Annotated in this window: 22 protein-coding genes; 7 read left to right on the top strand and 15 right to left on the bottom strand. The window is 55.5% G+C overall.

Translation table 11 applies throughout. From position 1 onward, the window contains the following. Positions 1–24 precede the first annotated feature (24 nt). The 4 genes from hxpB (at position 25) to tcyP (ending at position 3,791) form a co-directional block, all read left to right on the top strand. On the top strand, positions 25–696 hold the full coding sequence (hxpB, locus tag BFV63_RS09140) for a hexitol phosphatase HxpB (protein WP_048240947.1): 672 nt from the start codon (positions 25–27) through the stop codon (positions 694–696). A 128-nt stretch (positions 697–824) separates the two neighbouring features. Beyond that, on the top strand, positions 825–1,586 hold the full coding sequence (kduD, locus tag BFV63_RS09135) for a 2-dehydro-3-deoxy-D-gluconate 5-dehydrogenase KduD (RefSeq protein WP_003857827.1): 762 nt from the start codon (positions 825–827) through the stop codon (positions 1,584–1,586). Positions 1,587–1,681: 95 nt separating this feature from the next. Next, positions 1,682–2,272, top strand: coding sequence for a metal-dependent hydrolase (locus BFV63_RS09130; RefSeq protein WP_015570742.1), 591 nt, complete (start codon positions 1,682–1,684; stop codon positions 2,270–2,272). Between the two features lie 127 nt (positions 2,273–2,399). After that, entirely contained in the window at positions 2,400–3,791 is a 1,392-nt protein-coding gene (tcyP, locus tag BFV63_RS09125) for a cystine/sulfocysteine:cation symporter (RefSeq protein WP_022647826.1), read from the top strand. 48 nt (positions 3,792–3,839) lie between these two features. Here the strand turns inward: tcyP and cedA are convergent, their stop codons facing one another. Beyond that, positions 3,840–4,094, bottom strand: coding sequence for a cell division activator CedA (cedA, locus tag BFV63_RS09120; protein WP_071957464.1), 255 nt, complete (start codon positions 4,092–4,094; stop codon positions 3,840–3,842). A 188-nt stretch (positions 4,095–4,282) separates the two neighbouring features. Here cedA and katE point away from each other — a divergent pair, with 188 nt between their 5' ends. After that, entirely contained in the window at positions 4,283–6,532 is a 2,250-nt protein-coding gene (gene katE / locus BFV63_RS09115) for a catalase HPII (protein WP_023315925.1), read from the top strand. Positions 6,533–6,641: 109 nt separating this feature from the next. Here katE and chbG read toward each other — a convergent pair whose 3' ends face one another. From chbG to osmE, 7 genes are all read right to left on the bottom strand, one after another. Further along, positions 6,642–7,391 carry a chitin disaccharide deacetylase gene (chbG, locus tag BFV63_RS09110; RefSeq protein WP_032609029.1) on the bottom strand — a complete coding sequence of 250 codons (750 nt, stop codon included), beginning with the start codon at positions 7,389–7,391 and terminating at the stop codon, positions 6,642–6,644. An 11-nt stretch (positions 7,392–7,402) separates the two neighbouring features. Next, positions 7,403–8,758: a 6-phospho-beta-glucosidase gene (locus tag BFV63_RS09105; protein ID WP_022650894.1), complete on the bottom strand. Its 1,356-nt coding sequence runs from the start codon at positions 8,756–8,758 to the stop codon at positions 7,403–7,405. Positions 8,759–8,867: 109 nt separating this feature from the next. After that, a complete protein-coding gene (gene chbR / locus BFV63_RS09100; protein WP_017384663.1) occupies positions 8,868–9,686 on the bottom strand; it encodes a transcriptional regulator ChbR in 819 nt (272 codons plus the stop codon). A 30-nt stretch (positions 9,687–9,716) separates the two neighbouring features. After that, a complete protein-coding gene (gene chbA / locus BFV63_RS09095; RefSeq protein WP_003857835.1) occupies positions 9,717–10,064 on the bottom strand; it encodes a PTS N,N'-diacetylchitobiose transporter subunit IIA in 348 nt (115 codons plus the stop codon). Positions 10,065–10,112: 48 nt separating this feature from the next. Beyond that, entirely contained in the window at positions 10,113–11,471 is a 1,359-nt protein-coding gene (gene chbC / locus BFV63_RS09090) for a PTS N,N'-diacetylchitobiose transporter subunit IIC (RefSeq protein ID WP_017384664.1), read from the bottom strand. An 80-nt stretch (positions 11,472–11,551) separates the two neighbouring features. Further along, positions 11,552–11,869, bottom strand: coding sequence for a PTS N,N'-diacetylchitobiose transporter subunit IIB (gene chbB / locus BFV63_RS09085; protein ID WP_015570750.1), 318 nt, complete (start codon positions 11,867–11,869; stop codon positions 11,552–11,554). 281 nt (positions 11,870–12,150) lie between these two features. Next, complete coding sequence (gene osmE, locus BFV63_RS09080; protein ID WP_003857836.1) at positions 12,151–12,495, bottom strand: osmotically-inducible lipoprotein OsmE; 345 nt, start codon at positions 12,493–12,495, stop codon at positions 12,151–12,153. Positions 12,496–12,726: 231 nt separating this feature from the next. Between osmE and nadE the strand changes: the two genes are divergently transcribed. Further along, complete coding sequence (gene nadE, locus BFV63_RS09075; protein WP_003857837.1) at positions 12,727–13,554, top strand: NAD(+) synthase; 828 nt, start codon at positions 12,727–12,729, stop codon at positions 13,552–13,554. Positions 13,555–13,669: 115 nt separating this feature from the next. Beyond that, entirely contained in the window at positions 13,670–14,548 is an 879-nt protein-coding gene (cho, locus tag BFV63_RS09070) for an excinuclease Cho (RefSeq protein WP_072139661.1), read from the top strand. On the opposite strand, the gene ves is transcribed toward cho, so the two are convergent. From ves to astC, 7 genes are all read right to left on the bottom strand, one after another. Then, a complete protein-coding gene (gene ves, locus BFV63_RS09065; protein WP_022650891.1) occupies positions 14,526–15,083 on the bottom strand; it encodes an environmental stress-induced protein Ves in 558 nt (185 codons plus the stop codon). The two genes, cho and ves, sit on opposite strands and share 23 nt — an antisense overlap. 167 nt (positions 15,084–15,250) lie before the next feature. Continuing rightward, positions 15,251–15,745: an ATP-independent periplasmic protein-refolding chaperone Spy gene (spy, locus tag BFV63_RS09060; RefSeq protein ID WP_015570753.1), complete on the bottom strand. Its 495-nt coding sequence runs from the start codon at positions 15,743–15,745 to the stop codon at positions 15,251–15,253. 337 nt (positions 15,746–16,082) lie between these two features. Then, entirely contained in the window at positions 16,083–17,048 is a 966-nt protein-coding gene (gene astE / locus BFV63_RS09055; protein WP_023315919.1) for a succinylglutamate desuccinylase, read from the bottom strand. Positions 17,049–17,057: 9 nt separating this feature from the next. After that, positions 17,058–18,383, bottom strand: coding sequence for an N-succinylarginine dihydrolase (astB, locus tag BFV63_RS09050; protein WP_048240951.1), 1,326 nt, complete (start codon positions 18,381–18,383; stop codon positions 17,058–17,060). Beyond that, positions 18,370–19,857, bottom strand: a complete 1,488-nt coding sequence (astD, locus tag BFV63_RS09045) for a succinylglutamate-semialdehyde dehydrogenase (RefSeq protein WP_057059062.1) — start codon at positions 19,855–19,857, stop codon at positions 18,370–18,372. Before astD ends, astB begins: the two co-directional genes overlap by 14 nt. Further along, positions 19,854–20,888: an arginine N-succinyltransferase gene (astA, locus tag BFV63_RS09040; RefSeq protein WP_022650887.1), complete on the bottom strand. Its 1,035-nt coding sequence runs from the start codon at positions 20,886–20,888 to the stop codon at positions 19,854–19,856. The genes astD and astA overlap by 4 nt, the downstream gene beginning before the upstream one ends. Continuing rightward, positions 20,885–22,105 carry a succinylornithine/acetylornithine transaminase gene (gene astC / locus BFV63_RS09035; RefSeq protein WP_048240954.1) on the bottom strand — a complete coding sequence of 407 codons (1,221 nt, stop codon included), beginning with the start codon at positions 22,103–22,105 and terminating at the stop codon, positions 20,885–20,887. The genes astA and astC overlap by 4 nt, the downstream gene beginning before the upstream one ends. Positions 22,106–22,283 lie beyond the last annotated feature (178 nt).

The raw sequence follows: 22,283 nt of genomic DNA, 5'->3' as shown, positions 1-22,283 counted from the left end.
ACCCCAAGATAAGGAGATGTTGTAATGTCGACACCGCGCAAGATACTTGCCGCTATTTTTGACATGGATGGATTGATGATTGATTCCGAACCCCTGTGGGATCGGGCTGAACTGGACGTGATGGCCAGCCTCGGCGTCGATATCAGTCGTCGTAACGAGCTTCCCGATACCCTGGGGCTGCGCATCGATATGGTGGTTGACCTTTGGTATGCCCACCAGCCATGGGTTGGCCCGGATCGCGACGAAGTTACGGCGCGCATTATCAACCGCGCCATCTCCCTCGTAGAAGAGTATAAGCCTCTGTTACCGGGCGTACGCGACGCTATCGCCCTGTGCAAGGCGCAAGGGCTGAAAGTGGGGCTGGCCTCCGCCTCACCGCTGCATATCCTGGAAAAAGTGCTGACGATGTTCGGGCTGCGCGACAGCTTCGACGCGCTGGCCTCGGCCGAAAAGCTTCCGTACAGCAAGCCACATCCGCAGGTGTATATGGACTGCGCCGCGAAACTGGGGCTGGATCCGCTTACCTGTGTGGCGCTGGAAGATTCGGTTAACGGCATGGTGGCGTCCAAAGCCGCACGTATGCGCTCCATCGTTGTGCCGGCTGAAGAAGGCCGACACGATCCCCGTTTTGCCCTGGCGGATGTCAGGCTGACGTCTCTTGAAGAATTGACTGCCCGCCATCTGCGTGGGGAGTAACGCTCTTTCAGGCAGCTTCGGCTGCCTGCCCCGCAAAATCAAAACAACGTTTTACTTTATTTGCTTTTCTCACTCCAGACTCCTATTCTTACGTGCAGAATGACAATAACCTGACTTCTGAGGCGCGTATGATACTGGATGCTTTTACTCTGGCAGGAAAAGTGGCGATGGTGACCGGGTGCGATACCGGTCTGGGGCAAGGCATGGCCATTGCCCTCGCCGAAGCAGGATGCGATATCGTGGGGGTTAACCGCAAGGTTCCTGACGAAACGGCAGCGCGCGTTACGGCGCTGGGACGACGCTTTATCGCGATTCGCGCCGATCTTGGCAAGCAGGAGAGTATTCAGAGCGTGGTGGATACCGCAGTCGCTGAGATGGGCCGCATCGATATTCTGGTTAACAATGCCGGCACCATCCGCCGTGCCGATGCGCTGGAATTTAGTGAGAAGGACTGGGACGAGGTCATCGATCTCAATCTGAAATCAGTCTTTTTCCTCTCTCAGGCAGTGGCGAAACAGTTTATCGCGCAGGGTCAGGGCGGCAAGATCATTAACATTGCTTCCATGCTCTCCTTCCAGGGCGGCATCCGGGTGCCCTCCTATACGGCGTCCAAAAGCGGCGTGCTGGGCCTCACCCGCCTGCTGGCGAACGAATGGGCGCCGCTAGGTATTAACGTGAACGCTATCGCGCCAGGTTATATGGCGACCAATAACACCCGGCAGCTTCGCGATGATGAGCAGCGCAGCCAGGCGATCCTCGACCGGATTCCGGCGGGCCGCTGGGGTCTCCCGGAGGATTTACAGGGTCCGGTGGTGTTTCTGGCTTCAAGAGCATCTGATTACGTTAACGGTCATACTCTCGCCGTAGACGGTGGCTGGCTGGCGCGCTAACCGCGCGTTTGTGACAAAGAGTTACACCGTCACCTCTTTCACACACTGTATAAAAACCCTATACTGTATGAATCGACAGTTTACCGGGTTTTATCATGACGGCGGAAGGCCACCTGCTTTTTTCACTTGCCTGTGCAGTGTTTGCCAAAAACGCTGAACTGACCCCTGTGCTGGCACAGGGGGACTGGTGGCATATTGTCCCTTCCGCCGTACTTACCTGCCTGCTGCCGGACATAGATCATCCAAAGTCATTCCTTGGCCAGCGGCTAAAGTGGATTTCAAAGCCCATCGCCAGAGCCTTTGGTCATCGCGGGTTTACCCACAGCCTGCTGGCCGTATTTGGCCTGCTTACACTCTTCTATTTAAAGGTTCCGGAGAGCTGGATCGTCCCGGCGGATGCCATTCAGGGCATGGTGCTTGGCTACTTAAGCCATATCCTCGCCGATATGCTGACGCCAGCGGGCGTACCGCTGCTCTGGCCCTGCCGCTGGCGTTTCCGCCTGCCAATCCTCGTGCCGCAAAAAGGCAACCAGCTGGAGCGCGTTCTGTGCATGGCGCTGTTTGCGTATGCCGTCTGGATGCCGCAGACATTGCCCGAAAATGGTGCAGTGCGCTGGTCATCGCAGATGATCAACTCGCTGCAATTTCAGTTCAATCGTTTTATTAATCACCAGATTGAACATTAAACCGACAATATAATCACTTTTGTCATAAACCATTCCATATGGATATAAGCGTGACATCACACTTCTGATAACCTTGCGCCAACAGGTTCGGTAAAAACCGACCGTATAATAAATCAGGAGAACGGGGATGAATTTTCCACTCATCGCGAACATTGTTGTGTTCGTCGTATTGCTATTGCTTCTCGCCCAGGCTCGCCACAAACAGTGGAGCCTGGCGAAAAAGGTACTGGTCGGTCTGGTCATGGGCGTGGTGTTTGGCCTGGCCTTACACGCTATTTACGGCTCCGACAGCCCGGTACTGAAAGACTCCATTCAGTGGTTCAACATTGTCGGTAACGGCTATGTACAGCTGCTGCAAATGATCGTTATGCCGCTGGTATTCGCCTCTATTCTGAGCGCCGTAGCCCGCCTGCACAATGCCTCTCAACTGGGTAAAATCAGCTTCCTGACCATTGGTACCCTGCTCTTCACCACGCTGATTGCGGCGCTGGTGGGTGTGCTGGTAACCAATCTGTTTGGCCTGACTGCTGAAGGTCTGGTGCAGGGTAGCGCTGAAACCGCGCGTCTGACGGCGATTGAGACCAACTACGTGGGTAAAGTGGCCGATCTGACCGTTCCGCAGATGGTGCTCTCCTTCATTCCGAAGAACCCGTTTGCTGACCTGACCGGCGCAAGCCCAACCTCCATTATCAGCGTGGTGATCTTCGCGGCATTCCTGGGCGTGGCTGCGCTGAAGCTGCTGAAGGACGATGCGCCGAAAGGCGAGCGCGTTCTGACAGCCATCGATACCCTGCAAAGCTGGGTGATGAAGCTGGTGCGTCTGGTCATGCAGCTGACGCCGTACGGTGTCCTGGCGCTGATGACCAAAGTCGTTGCAGGTTCTAACCTGCAAGACATCATTAAGCTTGGCAGCTTTGTGATTGCCTCGTACCTCGGTCTGGGCATCATGTTTGTTGTGCACGGCATTCTGCTGGCGGTGAACGGCGTTGGCCCGCTGAAATACTTCCGTAAAGTCTGGCCGGTGCTGACCTTCGCTTTTACCAGCCGTTCCAGCGCGGCATCTATCCCGCTGAACGTCGAAGCACAGACCCGTCGTCTGGGCGTACCGGAGTCTATCGCCAGCTTCTCGGCCTCCTTTGGCGCCACCATCGGGCAGAACGGCTGTGCGGGTCTCTACCCGGCGATGCTGGCCGTAATGGTTGCCCCAACAGTGGGGATTAATCCGCTGGATCCGGTCTGGATTGCGACGCTGGTCGGTATCGTGACCATTAGCTCCGCCGGTGTTGCGGGCGTGGGCGGCGGCGCGACCTTCGCTGCGCTGATCGTTCTGCCTGCGCTTGGACTGCCGGTGACGCTGGTTGCCCTGCTGATCTCTGTTGAACCGCTGATCGACATGGGTCGTACCGCCCTGAACGTGAGTGGCTCAATGACCGCCGGTACCCTGACCAGCCAGTGGCTGAAGCAGACCGACAAAACAATTCTCGACAGTGAAGATGATGCCGAACTGGCCCATCGTTAATCACGGCCGAAATAAAAAAACCGCCTGAGGGCGGTTTTTTTATGGCTGTTATTCTTCAACCTCTTCATCCTGGCGGGTCTGCATAGCCCATCGCTGCGCCGATTCTGGCACAGTAAACGCAGGGGAGCGACGGAAGTGCTCGCCAATCAGCACGAAGGAAACGTATTTACCCCGTAACATCCAGACATCGCGAAAACCATCCACTTTCAGGGCATGGTCAGGCGGCGCGGGTTCAACGCGGGGCACATAGCTAATAACCTGGCGGTTTTGTTGACGAAGAGGTTTCATAAGCGACGGGTTCACTAAAGCAAATTCTTAAAGCAGGAAATTTCTATCATAGCCGATTCTCCCCCCACCCGTCGCGCCTGACATGTGGCAGATGGCTCCTTTCGCTAATCACTTCCTCTGAAAACGCTTAGTTCGCCTGCTAATTCATCACATTGTTCTATCCTTAATAGGGTTTTCAGGAACGAACAAAGGAGAATCGTGCAATGTCGAACAATGATAAACCCCATCAATCCCCTATTCATGGCACCGAAGAATCTCAACCGGGAATGGACTCACTCGCCCCTGCGGATGGCTCTCATAAACCGTCGCCGGGCCTCTCCGCGCCGGGCGAGCAACCTACTGCACCGGGAAGCATGAAGTCACCCGATGCGGACAACGAAAAGTTAAAATCTCTCGACCCGCACCGCAAAGGGGGTGAAGGCTATGCGCTGACCACCAATCAGGGCGTGCGCATCGCCGATGATCAGAACTCCTTGCGCGCCGGAACGCGCGGCCCGACGCTGCTGGAAGATTTCATCCTGCGGGAAAAAATCACCCATTTCGACCATGAGCGTATTCCTGAACGTATCGTTCACGCTCGCGGCTCTGCGGCGCACGGCTATTTCCAGCCGTACAAGAGCCTGAAGGAGATCACGAAGGCGGATTTCCTTTCCGATCCGAACAAAATTACACCGGTATTTGTGCGCTTCTCTACCGTACAGGGCGGCGCGGGTTCGGCCGACACGGTGCGTGATATCCGCGGCTTCGCCACCAAATTCTATACCGAAGAGGGCATTTTCGACCTCGTCGGGAATAACACCCCGGTTTTCTTCATTCAGGATGCGCATAAATTCCCTGACTTTGTCCATGCGGTAAAACCAGAGCCACACTGGGCCATACCGCAGGGACAAAGTGCGCATGACACCTTCTGGGACTACGTCTCCCTGCAACCGGAAACCCTTCACAACGTGATGTGGGCGATGTCTGACCGGGGGATCCCACGCAGCTATCGCACCATGGAAGGCTTTGGTATTCATACCTTCCGTCTGATTAACGCTGAAGGTAAAGCGACGTTTGTGCGTTTCCACTGGAAACCGGTCGCGGGGAAAGCGTCCCTGGTGTGGGATGAAGCACAGAAGCTGACCGGGCGCGATCCGGACTTCCACCGTCGCGAACTGTGGGAATCCATTGAAGCCGGTGATTTCCCGGAATACGAGCTGGGGTTACAGCTGATCCCGGAAGAGGACGAGTTCAAATTCGACTTCGACCTGCTCGACCCGACCAAGCTTATTCCCGAAGAGCTGGTGCCGGTTCAGCTGGTGGGCAAAATGGTGCTTAATCGTAACCCGGATAACTTCTTCGCGGAGAATGAGCAGGCTGCGTTCCACCCGGGCCATATTGTGCCGGGGCTGGATTTCACCAACGATCCGCTGCTCCAGGGCCGTCTGTTCTCTTATACCGATACGCAGATCAGCCGTCTCGGCGGACCGAACTTCCACGAAATTCCTATCAACCGTCCGACCTGCCCGTACCATAATTTCCAGCGTGACGGGATGCATCGCCAGGATATCGATACCAACCCGGCGAACTACGAGCCAAACTCCATTAACGATAACTGGCCGCGTGAAACCCCGCCGGGGCCAAAACGTGGCGGATTCGAGTCGTATCAGGAGCGCGTGGACGGAACAAAAATTCGCGAGCGCAGCCCGTCATTCGGCGAATATTACGCTCAGCCTCGCCTGTTCTGGAACAGCCAGACCCCGATTGAACAGCAGCACATTATCGGCGGTTTCAGCTTTGAGCTGAGCAAAGTGGTGCGTACCTACATTCGCGAGCGCGTGGTCGACCATCTGGCGCATATTGATATCCAGCTTGCTCAGGGCGTGGCGAATAATCTCGGCATCACGCTCACCGATGAGCAATGCCATGCCGCACCGCCAAAAGACGTGAACGGGCTGAAGAAGGATCCGTCCCTGAGCCTGTACGCGGTACCTGGCGGGTCAATTAAAGGCCGCGTAGTCGCTATTCTGCTGAACGATAAACCGCGCGCCAGCGACGTACTGGGGATCATGCGGGCGCTCAAAACCCAGGGCGTACATGCCAAACTGCTCTACTCTCGCATGGGTGAAGTGACGGCCGATGATAGCTCCGTCCTGCCGATTGCCGCGACCTTCGCCGGAGCACCGTCGCTGACGGTTGATGCGGTGATTATGCCGTGCGGCGACGTTGAGAGCCTGCTCGGTAACGGTGATGCCGCCTATTATCTGCTGGAAGCCTATAAGCACCTGAAGCCAATCGCTCTGGCAGGCGATGCGCGGAAGTTTAAAACTCTGCTGAAGGTACCGGATCAAGGGGAAGAAGGCATTGTCGAAGGTGATAACGTCGATGATGCGTTTATGACCCGGTTGTTTGACCTGCTCGCCGCGCACCGCGTGTGGTCGCGCAGCAGTAAGATTGACCAGATACCGGCGTAAAAAACCTGAAGCCCTCACCCCGGCCCTCTCCCCTGGGAGAGGGAGAAAACAATAAAAACGGTAACCAAAAGGTTACCGTTTTGCTTTTACCTCGCCACCGGGCTTTGCCTCAAAGATCCCTGAACGTCCCCAGACGATACCCACGCTCGGCAATCGCATACTTTAACGACGCCGATGTCAGCACATCCAGTTCTGCCAGACGCGGCCAGCAGTAGGCGCTCTTACGTACTATCTCATCGACAAACGCCGGGTGCGCCATTACCTCAAGCGAGCGCTCCCCTTTTGCGGCGGAGTCATCCAGCACCTTCAGGAACAGCGCTTCGTCGATCTCGTCGCCATAAAATGCGCTGCTGAACCCCTCCGTTGACGTCACCGCGACGTCCGGCAACCCGCGCACCTCACGATCCACGCGCATCGCCACGCCTTTACGTTGCGCAAACTCTGCCACAAGCGGGAAAATCGCCGGGATCATATGCACATGATGATGGCTGTCAATATGGGTAGGTTCGCGGCCAAACACATCCACAAAGCGGTTAAACTGGCACTCCAGCTCGCGGGCAATCTCATCGAGCGGCAGAGCGTCCTGCTCCGCCATTTCCCAAATCCATTTCCCCAGTTGTCCCTCGCGCGTCAGACCCGGCATCGGTGAAAGGGGCAACCCAAGCGTCAGCACAAAGTGCATGCCCACGCCCAGCTCGGGCAGCTCACGGCTTAACTGCGCCGCATGTTCCACCGCCTCACCGTTGATGAGCGCTGTTGTAGAGGTCACGACGCCCCGGCGACAGGCTTCAATAATGCCGTAGTTCTGCCCTTTTGACAGGCCAAAATCATCGGCATTGACGATCAGCAGGTTTTCCATCGCGCCTCCTCTTAACGGTGTGTGAGTTTCAGTTTCTCAACCGTTGCAGCAAAGTTTGGTAGCCATTTTTCATGCGCCAGGATCATCTCACTCGCGAGTTTTTCAGCGTCACGGTCAGAATGCACCAGCGGGCTGAGATTCAGCGCCAGCAGCACGTCATTCAGTTCGCCGCTCAGGGCAGCATTGCTCGCCGCCACTTCAAAGCCTTTGATGGTGTGAATCAGCCCCATCACCTTATCGTCGAAGTGGGTAATGCGGGGATGCGGTTTTGCACCCTCGCGTCCAAGGATGCAGGTCATCTCAACGGCCCAGTCTGCCGGGATATTGTCGATGTGCCCGTGATGGGGAACGTTCACATAGTGCTCGGCCTGCTTGTCATTGTAAATGGCGTTAATCACTTCACACGCCGCATCCGAATAGTATGCCCCGCCGCGCTGCTCCAGCTCTTTCGGTTTGACGTTCAGGTTCGGATCTTTATACAAATCAAACAGCTGCTTCTCTACTTTCTGCACAACCTGAGCGCGTGCGCCACCTTTGTAGTATTCGCCCATTTCAATGGCCAGCATCTCTTTCTGCTTGAAGTAGTAAAGCAGATACGAGCACGGCAGCAGATTCAGGGAGCGGATCAGCCCTTCGCTGAACGGCAGATCGAAGATGTTTTTCACCGAGGCCGCAGTCAGGCGACCAGAGGCGACGCCGTCGAGCAGTTCCGCAAAGCGCGATTGCCCGTTCACAATCACATCTTTGATAAAGACCATGTGATTCAGGCCGAACAGGTCAATGGACAGATCATCGTGCTCGGTCAGTTCCAGTACATCGCGGATGAACATCTTCATGCCAATCGGAATATTGCAGACGCCGATAAAGCGTTTGAAACCGGTATGGCGATAGACTGCCTCGGTGACCATCCCGGCCGGGTTGGTAAAGTTGATCACCCAGGCGTTCGGGCAGATCTCCTCCACGTCTTTAATGATGTCAAAAATGACCGGAATAGTACGCAGGCCTTTAAACAGGCCACCTGCCCCGTTGGTTTCCTGGCCCAGATAACCGTGGCTCAGCGGAATGCGCTCGTCCAGCTCACGCGCCTTCAGCTGGCCGACGCGCAGCTGCGTGGTCACGAAGTCAGCATCTTTCAGTGCCAGGCGACGATCCAGCGTTTTATGCACGGTTAAGGGCACGCCCGCTTTTTCAACCATGCGTTTGCACAGTTCAAAAATAATATTCAGCTTCTCCTGACCTTCTTCAACATCCACCAGCCATAATTCGCTGACCGGTAATTCATGATACCGTTTCAGGAAACCTTCAAGTAATTCCGGAGTATAGCTGCTGCCGCCACCAATGGTTACGACTTTTAATTTCTGTTGCATAATATCTCCCTTAGCGTATCAGGTTAATCGCCTGCAAGGTATAGCGTGCTCTTCCCGCTATTTGGGCAAGCCATTACGTCACTGTTCCTGGCGGATAAACCGCCGAAAGTTAATTAATTACCGTTAAATTTTTGCGGTAACTGTTCGGTGTGAATGAAGTCAATTTTTTAAAGGTTTTAATAAACAGACTGGGACTGCTGTAACCCGATTCGTAAGCGATATCGGTGACAGAGTAATTAGTAATTTCCAGCTGTTTTTTGGCAAAGTTAATGCGGATTTCATTAATAATTTGCACAGGCGTTTTACGGTAATAACGCTGCGTGGCGCGCGTCAAATATTCCTGCGATTTACCCGACAGCGCCACCATATTCTCCAGGGCGTTATCGCTGAACTGTCCTTTGTCGTGCATCAGCTCCACGGTACTACGCAGCCACTGAGGAATATCATCCACCACCTGCTGTTCTTCACGGTGATGGCGGAGGCGATTCATGACGTAGAACGTCACGGTTTCAATAAATTCATCAAATTCATTGTCGCGGAAATTCAGCGAGGCGATAACCGTTTCAATCCAGGTCATAAACTCATTTTTAACGCGATACACCTGTGACGCCACAAAGCAGAACGGCACCAGCGGCAGATAATGCTTCTCGAAGAAACGCCTGCTCACGCCTACGTTCAGAATGCGCGTCGCACCAAACTCATAAAAGCTCTGGTGATAAGATCCCATCGGCAGGAAGACGAAATCGCCACGCTCAAGCAGGACGCGCTTACCGTTGATCTCCTGATAGTAGCGGCCGGTCAGAACAATCGTGAACTCGTAGTAGTCATGCTGGTGCAGACCGCTGGCGCTCTCCGTTTTGTTGTAAATCACCACGTGAAAATTCTTGCCATTAAACAGCTGCTGCTCATGTGCGGTTTTGATTTCCATCGTGCTGACCTCCTGCTACTTCATCCTGACTTATTGCATCTTCTCGTGAAGCTCGATGAGCTCCGCTACCAGCTCGCGTGCCAGCATGGAGGTCATCAGATGATCCTGCGCATGTACCAGCACCAGACTCACTTTCATCTTCCCCTCGCCCTGGTCGCTTTCGATAAGCTTCGTCTGCACCAGATGCGCTTCGTTTAACGCCGTACGGGACTGCTCCATCATGGTTTTCGCGGCAACGAAGTCGCCCTGCTTAGCCTGCTTAAGCGCCGCATACGCCAGGCTGCGTGCCTGCCCGGAGTTGATGATGAGGCCCATCACCACCTCTTCCAGATCGTTCTCTGCGGTTTCTTCGGCAACGATACTCTCTAAATCTAACATTTTTTAAGCTCCTTTCCGCTGGCGCGGGTTGCCCCGCGCCGTGCAATTTTAGAATTTCAGTGCGAGGGCGATATCCTCTTCGCTCTCTTCTTCATCGATAACCGTTGCGGCCTTGTTCGCAATCGCCACGAACGGCATGTAGAGCAGGGTTGCAATCCCGAGGTTGAATATCGCCAGCAGGAAGGCGGCCACGCTACCATTGGTGTTGAAGAACGCGCCCAGACCAGCCGGCATCGTCCACGGCGCAATGTTGGTCACCGGCGGGATAATGCCCAGGTAGTACGCCGTCAGCGTAATCGCGGCCAGCAGCGGCTGAACCAGGATGAAGGGAATGAACATCACCGGGTTCATGATAATTGGCAGACCAAACAGGATCGGCTCGTTAATCTGGAAGATGCCTGACGGCAGGGCCAGCTTCGCAACCTGACGATGGTCAGCGCGGCGAGAGACAATAAAGACCGCGATGATCAGACCCAACGTCGCCCCGGTACCGCCCAGGAAGATATAGGAGTCAAGCATCGGCTTCGCCCACACATGGAAGGTTTTACCGGCCGCCAGCGCCGCATCGACGGAGCCGTACTGCTGGTAAAGCGCGACGTTTTCCAGTGCCCATGGGGTCATAATACCGCTGTCCAGCGCCGCCAGTGCCAGTGAACCATGCACGCCGAAGAACCACAGCAGGGAGGTAAAGATGACATACGCCCAACCGACCACGCTACCCATCGACGCCAGCGGCGTTGAGATAGAGTCCATAATGATCTGGTGGAAGTTAGTTCCCCAGTGAGAGAGCGCCCAGGCAATAATCCCCATGATGGAGAGAATAATGAAGCCCGGAATCAACGCGGAAAATGAACGAGAAACAGAGGCCGGAACGCTATCCGGCAAGCGGATAACCCAGTTACGGCGAATAATGAAGGTGAACATTTCGGCCACCACCAGCCCGATAATAATACCGGAAATGATGTTTGCCCCACCCAGCCAGTTGGCGCCAACGGCATAAGCGTCGCCCACGCTGTACGGTGTGACGGTCATGAACGCGGCAATGGACAGTAAGCCTGCCGCCAGCGGATCCACTTTACGCTCTTCCGCCAGCGCCATTCCAATAAAGAAAGGCGCCATTAGCGACATAATACCCAACGTACCGTTGTATACGTTGCCGCCAATGGCTTTTAAACCATTAAGGGTTTCAATAGTTGAAGCATCTAACCTAATTCCTAATGAATAAAAAAAGGAACCTTCTCCAAAGCTCAGAAAAACGTTGTTAATTAAAACGAACATTGCCCCGGCTAATGTCAACGGCATTAATTTAATAAAGCCGTTCTTAATGGCATTAACGTGAGGCTGCTTTCCTATTTTAACAGCAAAAGGAAGGAGTACCTTTTCAAGTGAAGCGATGACTTTACTCATAGGAAAATACCCTTAAAGGCCGCAACGATCGTTACGGCGTATTGTGTGTGAAATAACTCTTTGACGGGAAAAATAAAAAATTAATTAGCAGCTTTTTTAATCGCCGCAACGGCAGCTTTTAATACACCTAAACCATCAATCTTGCCGTATAAAACGGAATCGATCACTTCGACCGGCTTATTGGGTAGCAGACGTTGAATTTCTGGCAGCATATAAGCAATTTGCGGCCCGAGTAAAATAACGTCTGCTGTCTGGCCCTTCTCGCCCGCCAGCGTTTCCGGAAACGCCTCAATCACCACAGGGACTTCATATTTTTCGGCCTGCGCGCGCATTTTAGAAACCAGCAGCGAAGTGGACATGCCCGCAGAGCAAAATAGATAGATATGTTTCTTTTCCATGATAACTTCCCTCTTGTTTGGCTACCCGCCGTCTCGCTATCACTCGACTCGCTATCCTGGCTGACGGGCAGTGTGCTGAACATTGTTTATCGTTGAAGTGAGTATACGCAATGGTACAGGGAGGGGATAATTCTGGATAGACTGAAATTGTCTCTCATTGACCTGGCTTGTTGACTACCTTCACATTTCAGGCAAATAATTCGCGCCAAGAAATAAGATTCACGTATGCATAAAAAAACCGGCCTTCCGGCCGGTTAGTTAACGCTCTCAGGCAAGCAGGCTTACTGTGCCTTAGGTGCCTGTGGGTCGGTGTCGTATTCGGCACAGGTCTGGTAACCAGAATTGATCACGTGACCCGTATCATCCAGGGCGACAAAGTAGGTCTCTGCCTTACCATCACGTTGACCCAGAATATAGGTCTGGCAGGTACCACGCGCGTGGATCATAGTAACTTCTGAAGAAGGTTTACCGGCAATGGCTGCAACCTGGGAACGCGTCATGCCTTTTTTGACGTCTTTTACCACTGGCTGTGTGAACTGATCTTTGGTGCGATCGTAAGCTGTACACCCTGCCAGCATAGTCAGTACCGCCGCTGCGCTTAAAATTCCTGCTACGTTCTTGTTCATATTCCGTCCTCTTGTTTATCAGCGTGTTAACTAAGCATGGGATAAAAATTACTATTGTTCAACTTTGCGAGTTACGCCAGACGAATTTCGGAAAATTCTAATAAAACAACGGTAAGCTGCTAAATCGCTGTAAAACAGTACACTCAAAACTGTGATCCTTGTCGTTTCCCCGACAAAGGGTTAGTTTTAACAGATCACACTTTCTGTTTGGTTCTGCATAGGGAGGGCGTAATGGCTCTGCAACAAGAAATTATTCAGGCGCTGGGCGCGAAACCTGCGATTGATGCCAATGAAGAGATCCGTCGTAGCGTTGATTTTTTGAAAGCTTACCTGTCTGCACACCCTTTCCTGAAGACGCTGGTGCTGGGTATCAGCGGCGGTCAGGATTCCACTCTGGCCGGCAAGCTGAGCCAGATGGCCATCTCCGAGCTGCGTGACGAGACCGGTGACACCGCGCTGCAATTTATTGCCGTACGTCTGCCGTATGGCGTGCAGGCTGACGAGCAGGACTGTCAGGATGCGATCGCGTTTATTCAGCCGGACCGTGTTCTTACCGTAAACATCAAAGGTTCGGTACTGGCAAGCGAGCAGGCCTTGCGTGAAGCCGGTATTGAACTGAGCGATTTTGTTCGCGGCAACGAGAAAGCCCGTGAGCGCATGAAAGCGCAGTACAGTATCGCAGGGATGACCAAAGGGGTCGTCGTCGGCACCGACCACGCCGCGGAAGCCATCACCGGCTTCTTCACCAAATACGGCGATGGCGGCACGGATATCAACCCCCTCTTCCGCCTGAACAAGCGTCAGGGCAAGCAGCTGCTGGCGGCGCTGGGCTGCCCGGAGCACCTGTATAAGAAGGCGCCAACGGCGGACCTGGAGGACGATCGCCCTTCCCTGCCGGATGAAGCCGCGCTGGGCGTCACATATGACAACATTGATGATTATCTGGAAGGCAAAACGCTCGACGAAGGTACCGCCAAAATTATCGAAGGCTGGTATCTGAAAACCGAGCACAAGCGCCGTCCGCCGATTACGGTGTTTGATGATTTCTGGAAAAAGTAAAAGCAAAACGGTAACTCAGTTTTACAGGCCGGGTAAGGCGTAACCGCCACCCGGCTCTTTTTTAACCACCGAACACCTGCTACACTGTATGCCTGAACAGTATATGGAGCAGTATGTGAGCAGGCGTCAATCCGCCCCGCGTCTTGAGTTTGAAGCGGCGGCTATCTACGAATATCCCGAGCATCTTCGCCCCTGGCTTGAGGCTCTGCCTAAACAGCCTGGCGTCTATTTCTTCCACGGCGACAGCGATACCATGCCGCTCTATATCGGCAAAAGCGTGAATATCCGCAGCCGGGTGATGTCGCACCTGCGTACGCCGGATGAAGCATCGATGCTCAGGCAGTCCCGGCGGATCACCTGGATCGAGACGGCAGGCGAACTGGGCGCGCTTCTGCTCGAAGCCCGGCTCATCAAGGAACAGCAGCCGCTGTTTAACAAACGCCTGCGCCGCAACCGCCAGCTGTGTTCCTTGCAGGTTAACGCAGGAAAACCGCAGGTTGTTTATGCCCGGGAAGTGGATTTTTCGCATGAACCCAATCTTTACGGTCTGTTTGCCAACAAACGTGCCGCACTGCAAACCCTGCAATCCCTGGCTGATGAATTACAGCTTTGTTACGGCCTGTTAGGACTGGAAGCCACCACCCGCGGTCGCGCCTGTTTCCGCTCCGCGCTGAAACGCTGCGCCGGGGCGTGTTGTGGAAAAGAGAGCGTTGAAGAACATCATGCCCGGTTTATGGCGGGCCTGGCCTCTATCAGCGTTAACTGCTGGCCGTGGGAAGGCGCGGTGGCGCTGAAAGAAACCCGCGATGCGATGACGCATTATCACATCATCCGCAACTGGCTCTGGCTTGGCGCCGTTGAAAGCCTGGATGACGCTACCGCCCTGCTGCGCACCCCTGCCGGGTTCGATCAGGATGGTTACAAAATTCTCTGTAAGCCATTATTAACCGGAAAATATGAGATCATCGTCCTCAGTGACCCGGCAGCCAGGTAATTTCACTGAACAGCAGCGACCCCTTCGTTTCCAGTAAACGGAGGGTATGACTGCCCGCTTCCCAGCTGGCACCCTGATCGGCGGTCAGTAATTTGTCGCCCAGTTGCCAGGCGCCACTTAAGACAAAGACCACCCCACCGCGTGACGCGAAGGTAGTGAACGTTCGGGTAGCAACGCGCACCTTTGCCTGGCAGCAATCCCGTCGGGTCATGATGTTGAAGTCCATCGACATCTGCCCCTCTGTGAGCACGGCTTTCACCGCCAGATCGCCCGCAAATCGGTAAGGCTGGTGATGCTTCAGAGTATGACAAAACGCCCTGCCTGCATCCAGGGTCACCTCGCCGCCTTCCAGCAGCGTAATCACCCGGTCAACGCCCGGGAACGCCGAGAATTCGCCGTTACTGGCGATGGAGGCAATACTGGCCCGCCAGAAAAAATCCCGCGTCGCGGGAGGAAAACAGCAAATCTCACGCGTCTCACCCGCACCATTACGCCAGAGACTGACCGGCATTTTACGGATATCAAAGAATTCCATGACCACTCCTGAAGGACGCACCGTGCGCCAGGGCATTTTCACAGACGTATTATCGGCAGCAGTCAGACCAGACCTTAGGCATGGGATAAAAGAAAAACCGCCGGTCCTGTCCACAGCGTTTTCGCTTTTGTAGACAGGAGCCCGGCGGTCTTAAGAGAGTGAACCGATTATTCGGTTGGTGCAGGCATTTTACCTTCCGGCGCTGCACGTTCTGTCAGACGCTTCTCAAAATTGGCATTAAATTGCTTTTTCTGTTCCGGCGTCAGAATGTTGTAAATCTTGTTCTGGGTTTCCATGTGGGCCAGCATGCGTGCTTTATGCTGCTCGGCCATTTTGTCGATCTGCGCTTCCGCTTTTGCTTTATCGAAGCTGTCGCTGGCAATGATGTCATGCATTGCGCGGCGCTCTTCCAGCGGAGGACGTTTCATCTGGTCACGCTGGCTTTTCATGATGTCGCGGATCTGCTGCTTCTGCGCATCGGTGAGGTTCAGATCTTTAAACATCATCATCTCATGGTGCATACCCGGCTTGCCTTTATGATGCATCATCATTTTGCCTTCCGTCGGCGCGGCGGTAGTGGTCGCGGTATCGGCGGCGAACGCCATGCTGGTAGCGCCCAGAGCCAGGGTAGAGGCAACAAACAGTGCAGTTAATTTACGCATAATGTCTTTCCTTACTTTCAGTTATTCTTCGGCGCTATGCCGTGTTGACGAGATTAACTTTACGGCGTTTATCGTCAATTAGTCAGAGCAACGGTAAAACAATGAAAGTGTAAAAAACAACTTTTCGCCAATTGTGGAGAAATTAAGGAAAAAGCGTGGAGAGATGAAACAAAAATATTCAACAGGATGATTTTAAAGAGATTATGGAGAAGTATAGCGAAGTGCCGTTTAATAATAAAGCAATTCTCCAGGAATATTCCGCAAACAATACCAGAGCGCTTTTAACGTTAAGAAATTTATTCTTCATTTCCCCTCCGGTCTGCGCGAGGGGAGACGATCAGGGCATTTTTTCCAGCATCAGACCTGCTCGCAAACCAAACGCGACCGACGGATTAGGAAATAAAACATATTCCGTGGATTTCTGTACCGTATAGCGCGTCTCACCATCTTCCGCCAGCAGGACGCCCTGGCGAAACGGCGTAAAGTTCAGCGTATGGGGTGCCATATGAAGCTGGAAAGCCTCGCTTTGACGCGTGATCTGCTGCACGACCCGATAGCGCACAACGGGTTCCCGGGAGGGTTCCGGCGCAACCCCGGCGAGCAACGCCCGAAGCGCCTGATGCGTAGGGGCAAAACGCGTCAGGTCGTTTTGCCCGAAAGGCAGCGCTTTTCCGAGCTCCAGGGTGCAGGATAACGCGCCAACATTTTCGCAGGTGAAGTGGGTAAAAGTGCCGCCTGGCGTCTGGTGGAAAACCAGCGCCTCCAGCCCCGCGTCGCCAAGCCAGGTCAGAAACGCCTCATCCCACGGCTGATGACGCTGCGGTAACACGCCAAAACGCACGTGGTACGAGGCGCGAATGGCCGTATGCAGATCAAGGTGCCAGCGCGTTTCCCCCGCCCCGGCAAAAAACGCCGTGACCACCTTCTCCAGCCATTGCGCGCGAGTCGTCTCATCACTCTGTGGAAACTGCGCCCAGCGACCACCAAACATGCGGTTGATGTCGCTCACGAGGTACCGTTTATTTTGCGCCAGCGCAGGCGGATTTCCCAGTACCACCAGCAGACGGCAGTGCAGCGTGATCTCTGCGCGATACAGCGCGCGCAGCAATAGTTCGACAATCTCCACGGGCGCGGTTTCGTTTCCGTGAATGCCGGTAGAAAGCAGCAGCGACAGGTTATATTTCCCCGTCGGCGTCAGTTCAAGCACGCCCGGCCCCAGCCATCGCCAGTGGAACGAAGGGCCTGCCCCCTCTTGCCGCTCCGGTGTATCTTCGGCCAGCGTCAGCGCCAGTAAGTTTTCCATATCGTCTCCTTAGCGCTGGAACGGATAAACCGATCCCAGTTGCAGGATGGTTGATAATGCATCCAGCGCTTCGCGGCCTTCGCGCAGCAGCTGCGGATCAACCAGATCGGCCTGAACCAGACGGTCGCGATAATAGCGGTCCACCCAGTCATTGAGGGTATTGAACAGCGTGTCGTTCATCATCACCGCCGGATTCACGGCCTGCAATTCCTCCGGCGTTAACACCACGCGTAGTCGCAGGCACGCCGGTCCCCCGCCGTTGGCCATACTTTCCCGAAGATCAAACACGCGCAGTTCATCAATCGGGTTATCCGCCTGCACCAGTTCGCTGAGATAGCGCCAGACGCCCTGATGGTTTCGGGACTCCTGCGGCAGCACCAGCATCATGCTGCCGTCATCCCGGCTCAGCAGCTGGCTGTTGAACAGATACGTTTCGACCGCGTCCTGCACGTTTACCGCCTGCGTGGGCACCTGAATCGGCATAAATCCCGGCACGCGTTCGCGCAGCGTGGCCAGCAACTTTTCCTGATGGGCAAACGCCTGCTCGTGGCAGAACAGCACCTGACGGTTGGAAACGGCAATGACGTCGTTATGAAACACGCCCTGGTCGATCACCTGCGGATTTTGCTGGGCAAAAATCACCTGAGAAGGATTAACCTGGTTCAGCCGCGCAACCGCCTGGCTTGCGGCTAAGGTTTGTCTCGCCGGATAACGAACCGGCGCGGCGTGGCCGCCCTCTTCCCGTCCATAGATAAACAGCTGCAAACCCGGCTCGCCATAGTCGCCGCCCAGACGGTTGTGGTTTGCCGCCCCTTCATCGCCAAACATCGCGACCTGCGGCAGCGCCGAATGTACCTCGAAATGCGCATCATGATTAAAAATGGCGCGCAGCACGCGCCCGGTGGTCTCCGCTTCGCTGGCGCGGTGGAATTTGTTGTTCAGGTTAGCAACGGTCAGATGCACTTTGCCGTCCAGCGTATCCGCCGACGGCGCAACGGTGGCGGCATTCGCCACCCACATCGAGGAGGCTGAACTGGCTGCGGAAAGCAGGTGTGGCGTCTGCGTGCCTGCTTTTTCCACCACCTGTTCATCCGTACCGCTGAACCCCAGCTGGCGCAGCACGGCCACGTTTGGGCGCTCCTGCGGCGGGATCACCGCCTGCGGGAAACCGGCATCGGACAGCGCCTTCATTTTCAATAGCCCCTGCTTCGCCGCCAGCTTCGGGTTCGAGACCTGGAAACGGTGCTTCGTCGAGGCTTCATTACCGAACGACAGCCCGGCATAGTGGTGCGTCAGCCCCACGAGGCCGTCAAAGTTAACCTCACGCGCTTTCATGGGCGTCACCCTCTGTAAAATCCAGCCCCGGATTCAACGTCTCCGGCAGCTTCAGCGCCGGGGTTTCGAGGCTTGCCATCGGCCACGCGCAGTAATCGGCGGCATACCAGGCGCTGGCGCGATGGTTGCCCGACGCCCCTACGCCACCAAACGGCGCAGTGCTCGCCGCACCGGTCAGCGGTTTGTTCCAGTTCACGATCCCGGCGCGCGCTTCCAGCAGCAGCTGGTCGAATTTCTCGCGATGCGGCGATATCAGGCCGCTCGACAGGCCGTAGCGGGTATTGTTGGCCATCTCGATCGCCGACTCAAAATCGTCATAGCGCCAGACGCACAGCAGCGGGCCAAAGACCTCTTCATCCGGCACGTTGCTTGTCGCACTCATATCAATAATCCCCGGCGTCAGCAGCGACGTGCCGGGCTGAACCAGCTTCGGCTCCAGCAGGGTTTTCGCCCCGCGCGCCACGTGCTCCTGCCACGCTTTCAGTACGTTCAGCGCCGCCTGCCCGGAGATCAGCCCGCCGATAAACGGCTGCGGGTCGGCATCCCATTTCGCGGGAACCAGACGCGCGCTCACCTCCACCAGACGCTTCAGGAACGCATCCCCCTGCGCGCCGCGCTTAACCAGCAGGCGGCGGGCGCATGTGCAGCGCTGTCCGGCGGTAATGAACGCCGACTGAATGGTCAAGTGGACCGCGGCATCGATATCCTCCGGATCTTCCACAATCAGTGGGTTGTTGCCGCCCATCTCCAGCGCCAGAATTTTTTCCGGTTGCCCCGCCAGCTGACGATGCAGCTGATAGCCCGTTCCGGCACTGCCGGTAAACAGCAGACCGTCAATGTCGCTCAGCGCACTCAGCGCCTGACCGGTTTCACGCCCGCCCTGTACCAGATTCAGCACCCCCGGCAGCAGCCCCGCCTGCTCCCAGAGTTTTACCACTGCTTCTCCGGTTAAGGGGGTTAACTCACTCGGCTTGAAGATGACGGTATTCCCCGCCAGCAGCGCAGGCACAATGTGCCCGTTCGGCAGATGCCCGGGGAAGTTATACGGGCCAAACACCGCCAGTACCCCGTGCGGACGGTGGCGCAGCGTGGCCGCGCCGTCTGGCATCTCGGTATGCTGCTCGCCGGTGCGGGTATGGTACGCCTTCACCGATATCGCAATTTTGTTGATCATCGCCGTGACTTCGGTTGTTGCCTCCCAGCGCGGCTTACTGGTTTCGCAGGCAATGATGCGGGTCAGCTCGGCTTTATTGGCCTCCAGCAGCGCAGCAAATTTCTCAACCAGCGCCTGGCGCTCGGAGAATGGCCGTTTCGCCCACGCCGGAAACGCGCGGCGTGCAGCCTGACAGGCCTGCTCAACCTGCCCGGCGCTTGCGTCGTTCCCAGACCAGAGCACCTCCTGGCCGACCGGGTTAGTTTTTGTCCGCGCGTCACCTTCGCCCGTAACCCAGTCACCGTTAATCCATAGAGTCATGCTGTTTTCTCCTCAGGGCAGAGCCGCACCAGGCGAACCGTGTCGCCAGCGTTACATTTCAGGGCATCCAGTTGCGCAGCCGTCAGTACCAGACGCTCGCATGATGGGTTGGTTCGCACCAGCATGGCGCGGAAGTTGGTGTAATTCTCGTTCGAGACCAGGCAGGCTGGCCACTCGCCCGGCGCGGGCTGGCCTTCTGAAACCTCAACCAGGCGGCTTTTACGGATGGCGCGAACGCGGTCAATGTCGCATTCCAGCGTCGGGCCGCCGTCGAAGATGTCGACGTAGTTACGGTAGCGAAATCCCTCTTTCTCCAGCACCGCGCGGGCCGGGGCGGTTTGCGGGTGAACTTCGCCGATCACCGCCTGCGCTTCTGGCGTTAGGAAATGGGTATAAATAGGATGCTTCGGCATCAACTCGGCGATAAACGCCTTCTGACCGGTGCCGCACAGGTAATCCGCCCGGCTAAATTCCATGGAGAAGAAGCGTTCGCCCAGACTCTCCCAGAACGGCGAGTAGCCCGTCTCATCAATCACGCCGCGCATCTCCGCGACCACTTTTTCGTTGAAGCGGTCGCGAAAGGCGGCCATAAACATAAAGCGCGATTTGGAGAGCAGATAACCGTTGCCCTCTTTGCGCCAGTCCGGATCGAGAAACAGGGTGCAGAGTTCGCTGGCGCCGGTATGGTCATTACAGAGGAAGAGCGTCGGCAGCGCGTTGTAAACGTTCAGCTCTTTCGAGGCGTGGACCATCGTGCCGACGCGGTAGTTGTACCACGGATCATTAAGCCCGACGGCCACCTCGATAGCGCAAATCCCCGCCACGGTCCCCGTGTCGGTATCTTCCAGCACGAACACATAGCCCTGTTCGCTTTTTGGCAACGTCCCCTGCCAGGTTTGCAGGGCGCGCTCAATGCGCGCCGACAGCGTTTTTTCATCGGCAGGCAGCGAGGTCAGCCCGCCCCCTGTCTTACCGGCAAGCTGCATAAGCCCGGCGAGATCGCCGTGCGCAACGGGACGGATGACCATCATGATGACACCCCGGGCTTCACCTGTTCGCAGGCCAGCGCAAAACGATCTAAGCCAGTTCTGACCTCTTCCTCGCTGACGATCAGCGCAGGGGCAAACCGCACCACGTTAGCACCGGCAATCAGCACCATTACGCCCTGCTTTGCCGCTTCCTGTGAAATCAGCTTCGCTTTGCCGGCAAACTCAGGGGCAAGCTCACAGCCTATTAACAGCCCCAGACCGCGGATCTCTTTGAACAGGGCAGTTTTGCTGTTAATGGCCGTGAGTCGCTCAACAAACCACTGGTGACGCTGCTTCACGCCGTTCAGCACCTCAGGGGTGTTGATGATATCCAGCACCTGTCCGGCGACAGCGGTTGCCAGCGGGTTGCCGCCGTATGTGGTGCCATGAGTGCCCACGGTCATCACGCTGGCGAATTTTTCGGTGGTCAGCATCGCCCCCACCGGGAAACCGCCGCCGAGCGCTTTGGCTGTTGAGAGCACATCCGGGGTCACGCCATAGTGCATGTAGGCATACAGCTCACCCGTGCGGCCCACGCCGGTCTGGACTTCGTCAAAAATCAGGACCGCGTTATGCCGATCGCACAGCTCGCGCAACCCTTGCAGGAACGCTTTCTGGGCGGGCATGACGCCGCCTTCCCCCTGCATGGGCTCGACAATCACCGCACAGGTGGTGTCGTCAATCAGCTCGCTGGCAGAGTGTAAATCGTTATACGCCGCATGACGGATATCCGGCGGCAGCGGCGCAAAATCCTGAGAATATGAGGGCTGACCGCCCGCACTGACGGTAAACAGCGTGCGGCCATGGAAAGCATTTTTAAAGGCTACGATGCCGCTCTTATGCGCGCCGAATTTATCGTGCGCATATTTGCGCGCCAGCTTCAGCGCCGCTTCGTTCGCTTCCGCGCCGGAGTTACAGAAAAAGACTTTTTCTGCGAAGGTGGCGTCGATCAGCTTCTTCGCCAGACGCAATGCCGGTTCGTTGGTATAACCGTTGCCGGTATGCCAGAATTTCGCCGCCTGGTCATTCAGCGCCTGCCGCAACGCCGGGTTTGCATGCCCCAGCGCATTCACCGCAATCCCACCTGCAAAGTCGATATACTCTTTGCCCTGCTGATCCCACAGGCGAGAGCCTTCCCCACGTACCGGAATAAAAGCCGCCGGAGCGTATACCGGCATCATCCATTCATCGAAATTTTCACGCGTAACTGACAGAGACATAGCGACCTCATCCGGTAAATAAAAGGTTGTTTAAATGTTAAATAATTGAGTGTTTGCACTGTGAATGTAGATTGCAGCGTTCGTGCCAGCCAGCGATAAAAATGCATAAATGGGTTTGGGTAACAGAATATCAATGAGTTACAATATGGAGTTATTCACTTATAATGCATAAATAGTG

This window comes from Enterobacter hormaechei subsp. xiangfangensis (assembly GCF_001729785.1).
Taxonomy (GTDB): domain Bacteria; phylum Pseudomonadota; class Gammaproteobacteria; order Enterobacterales; family Enterobacteriaceae; genus Enterobacter; species Enterobacter hormaechei_C.
This window is presented reverse-complemented; position numbering and strand designations above follow the sequence as displayed.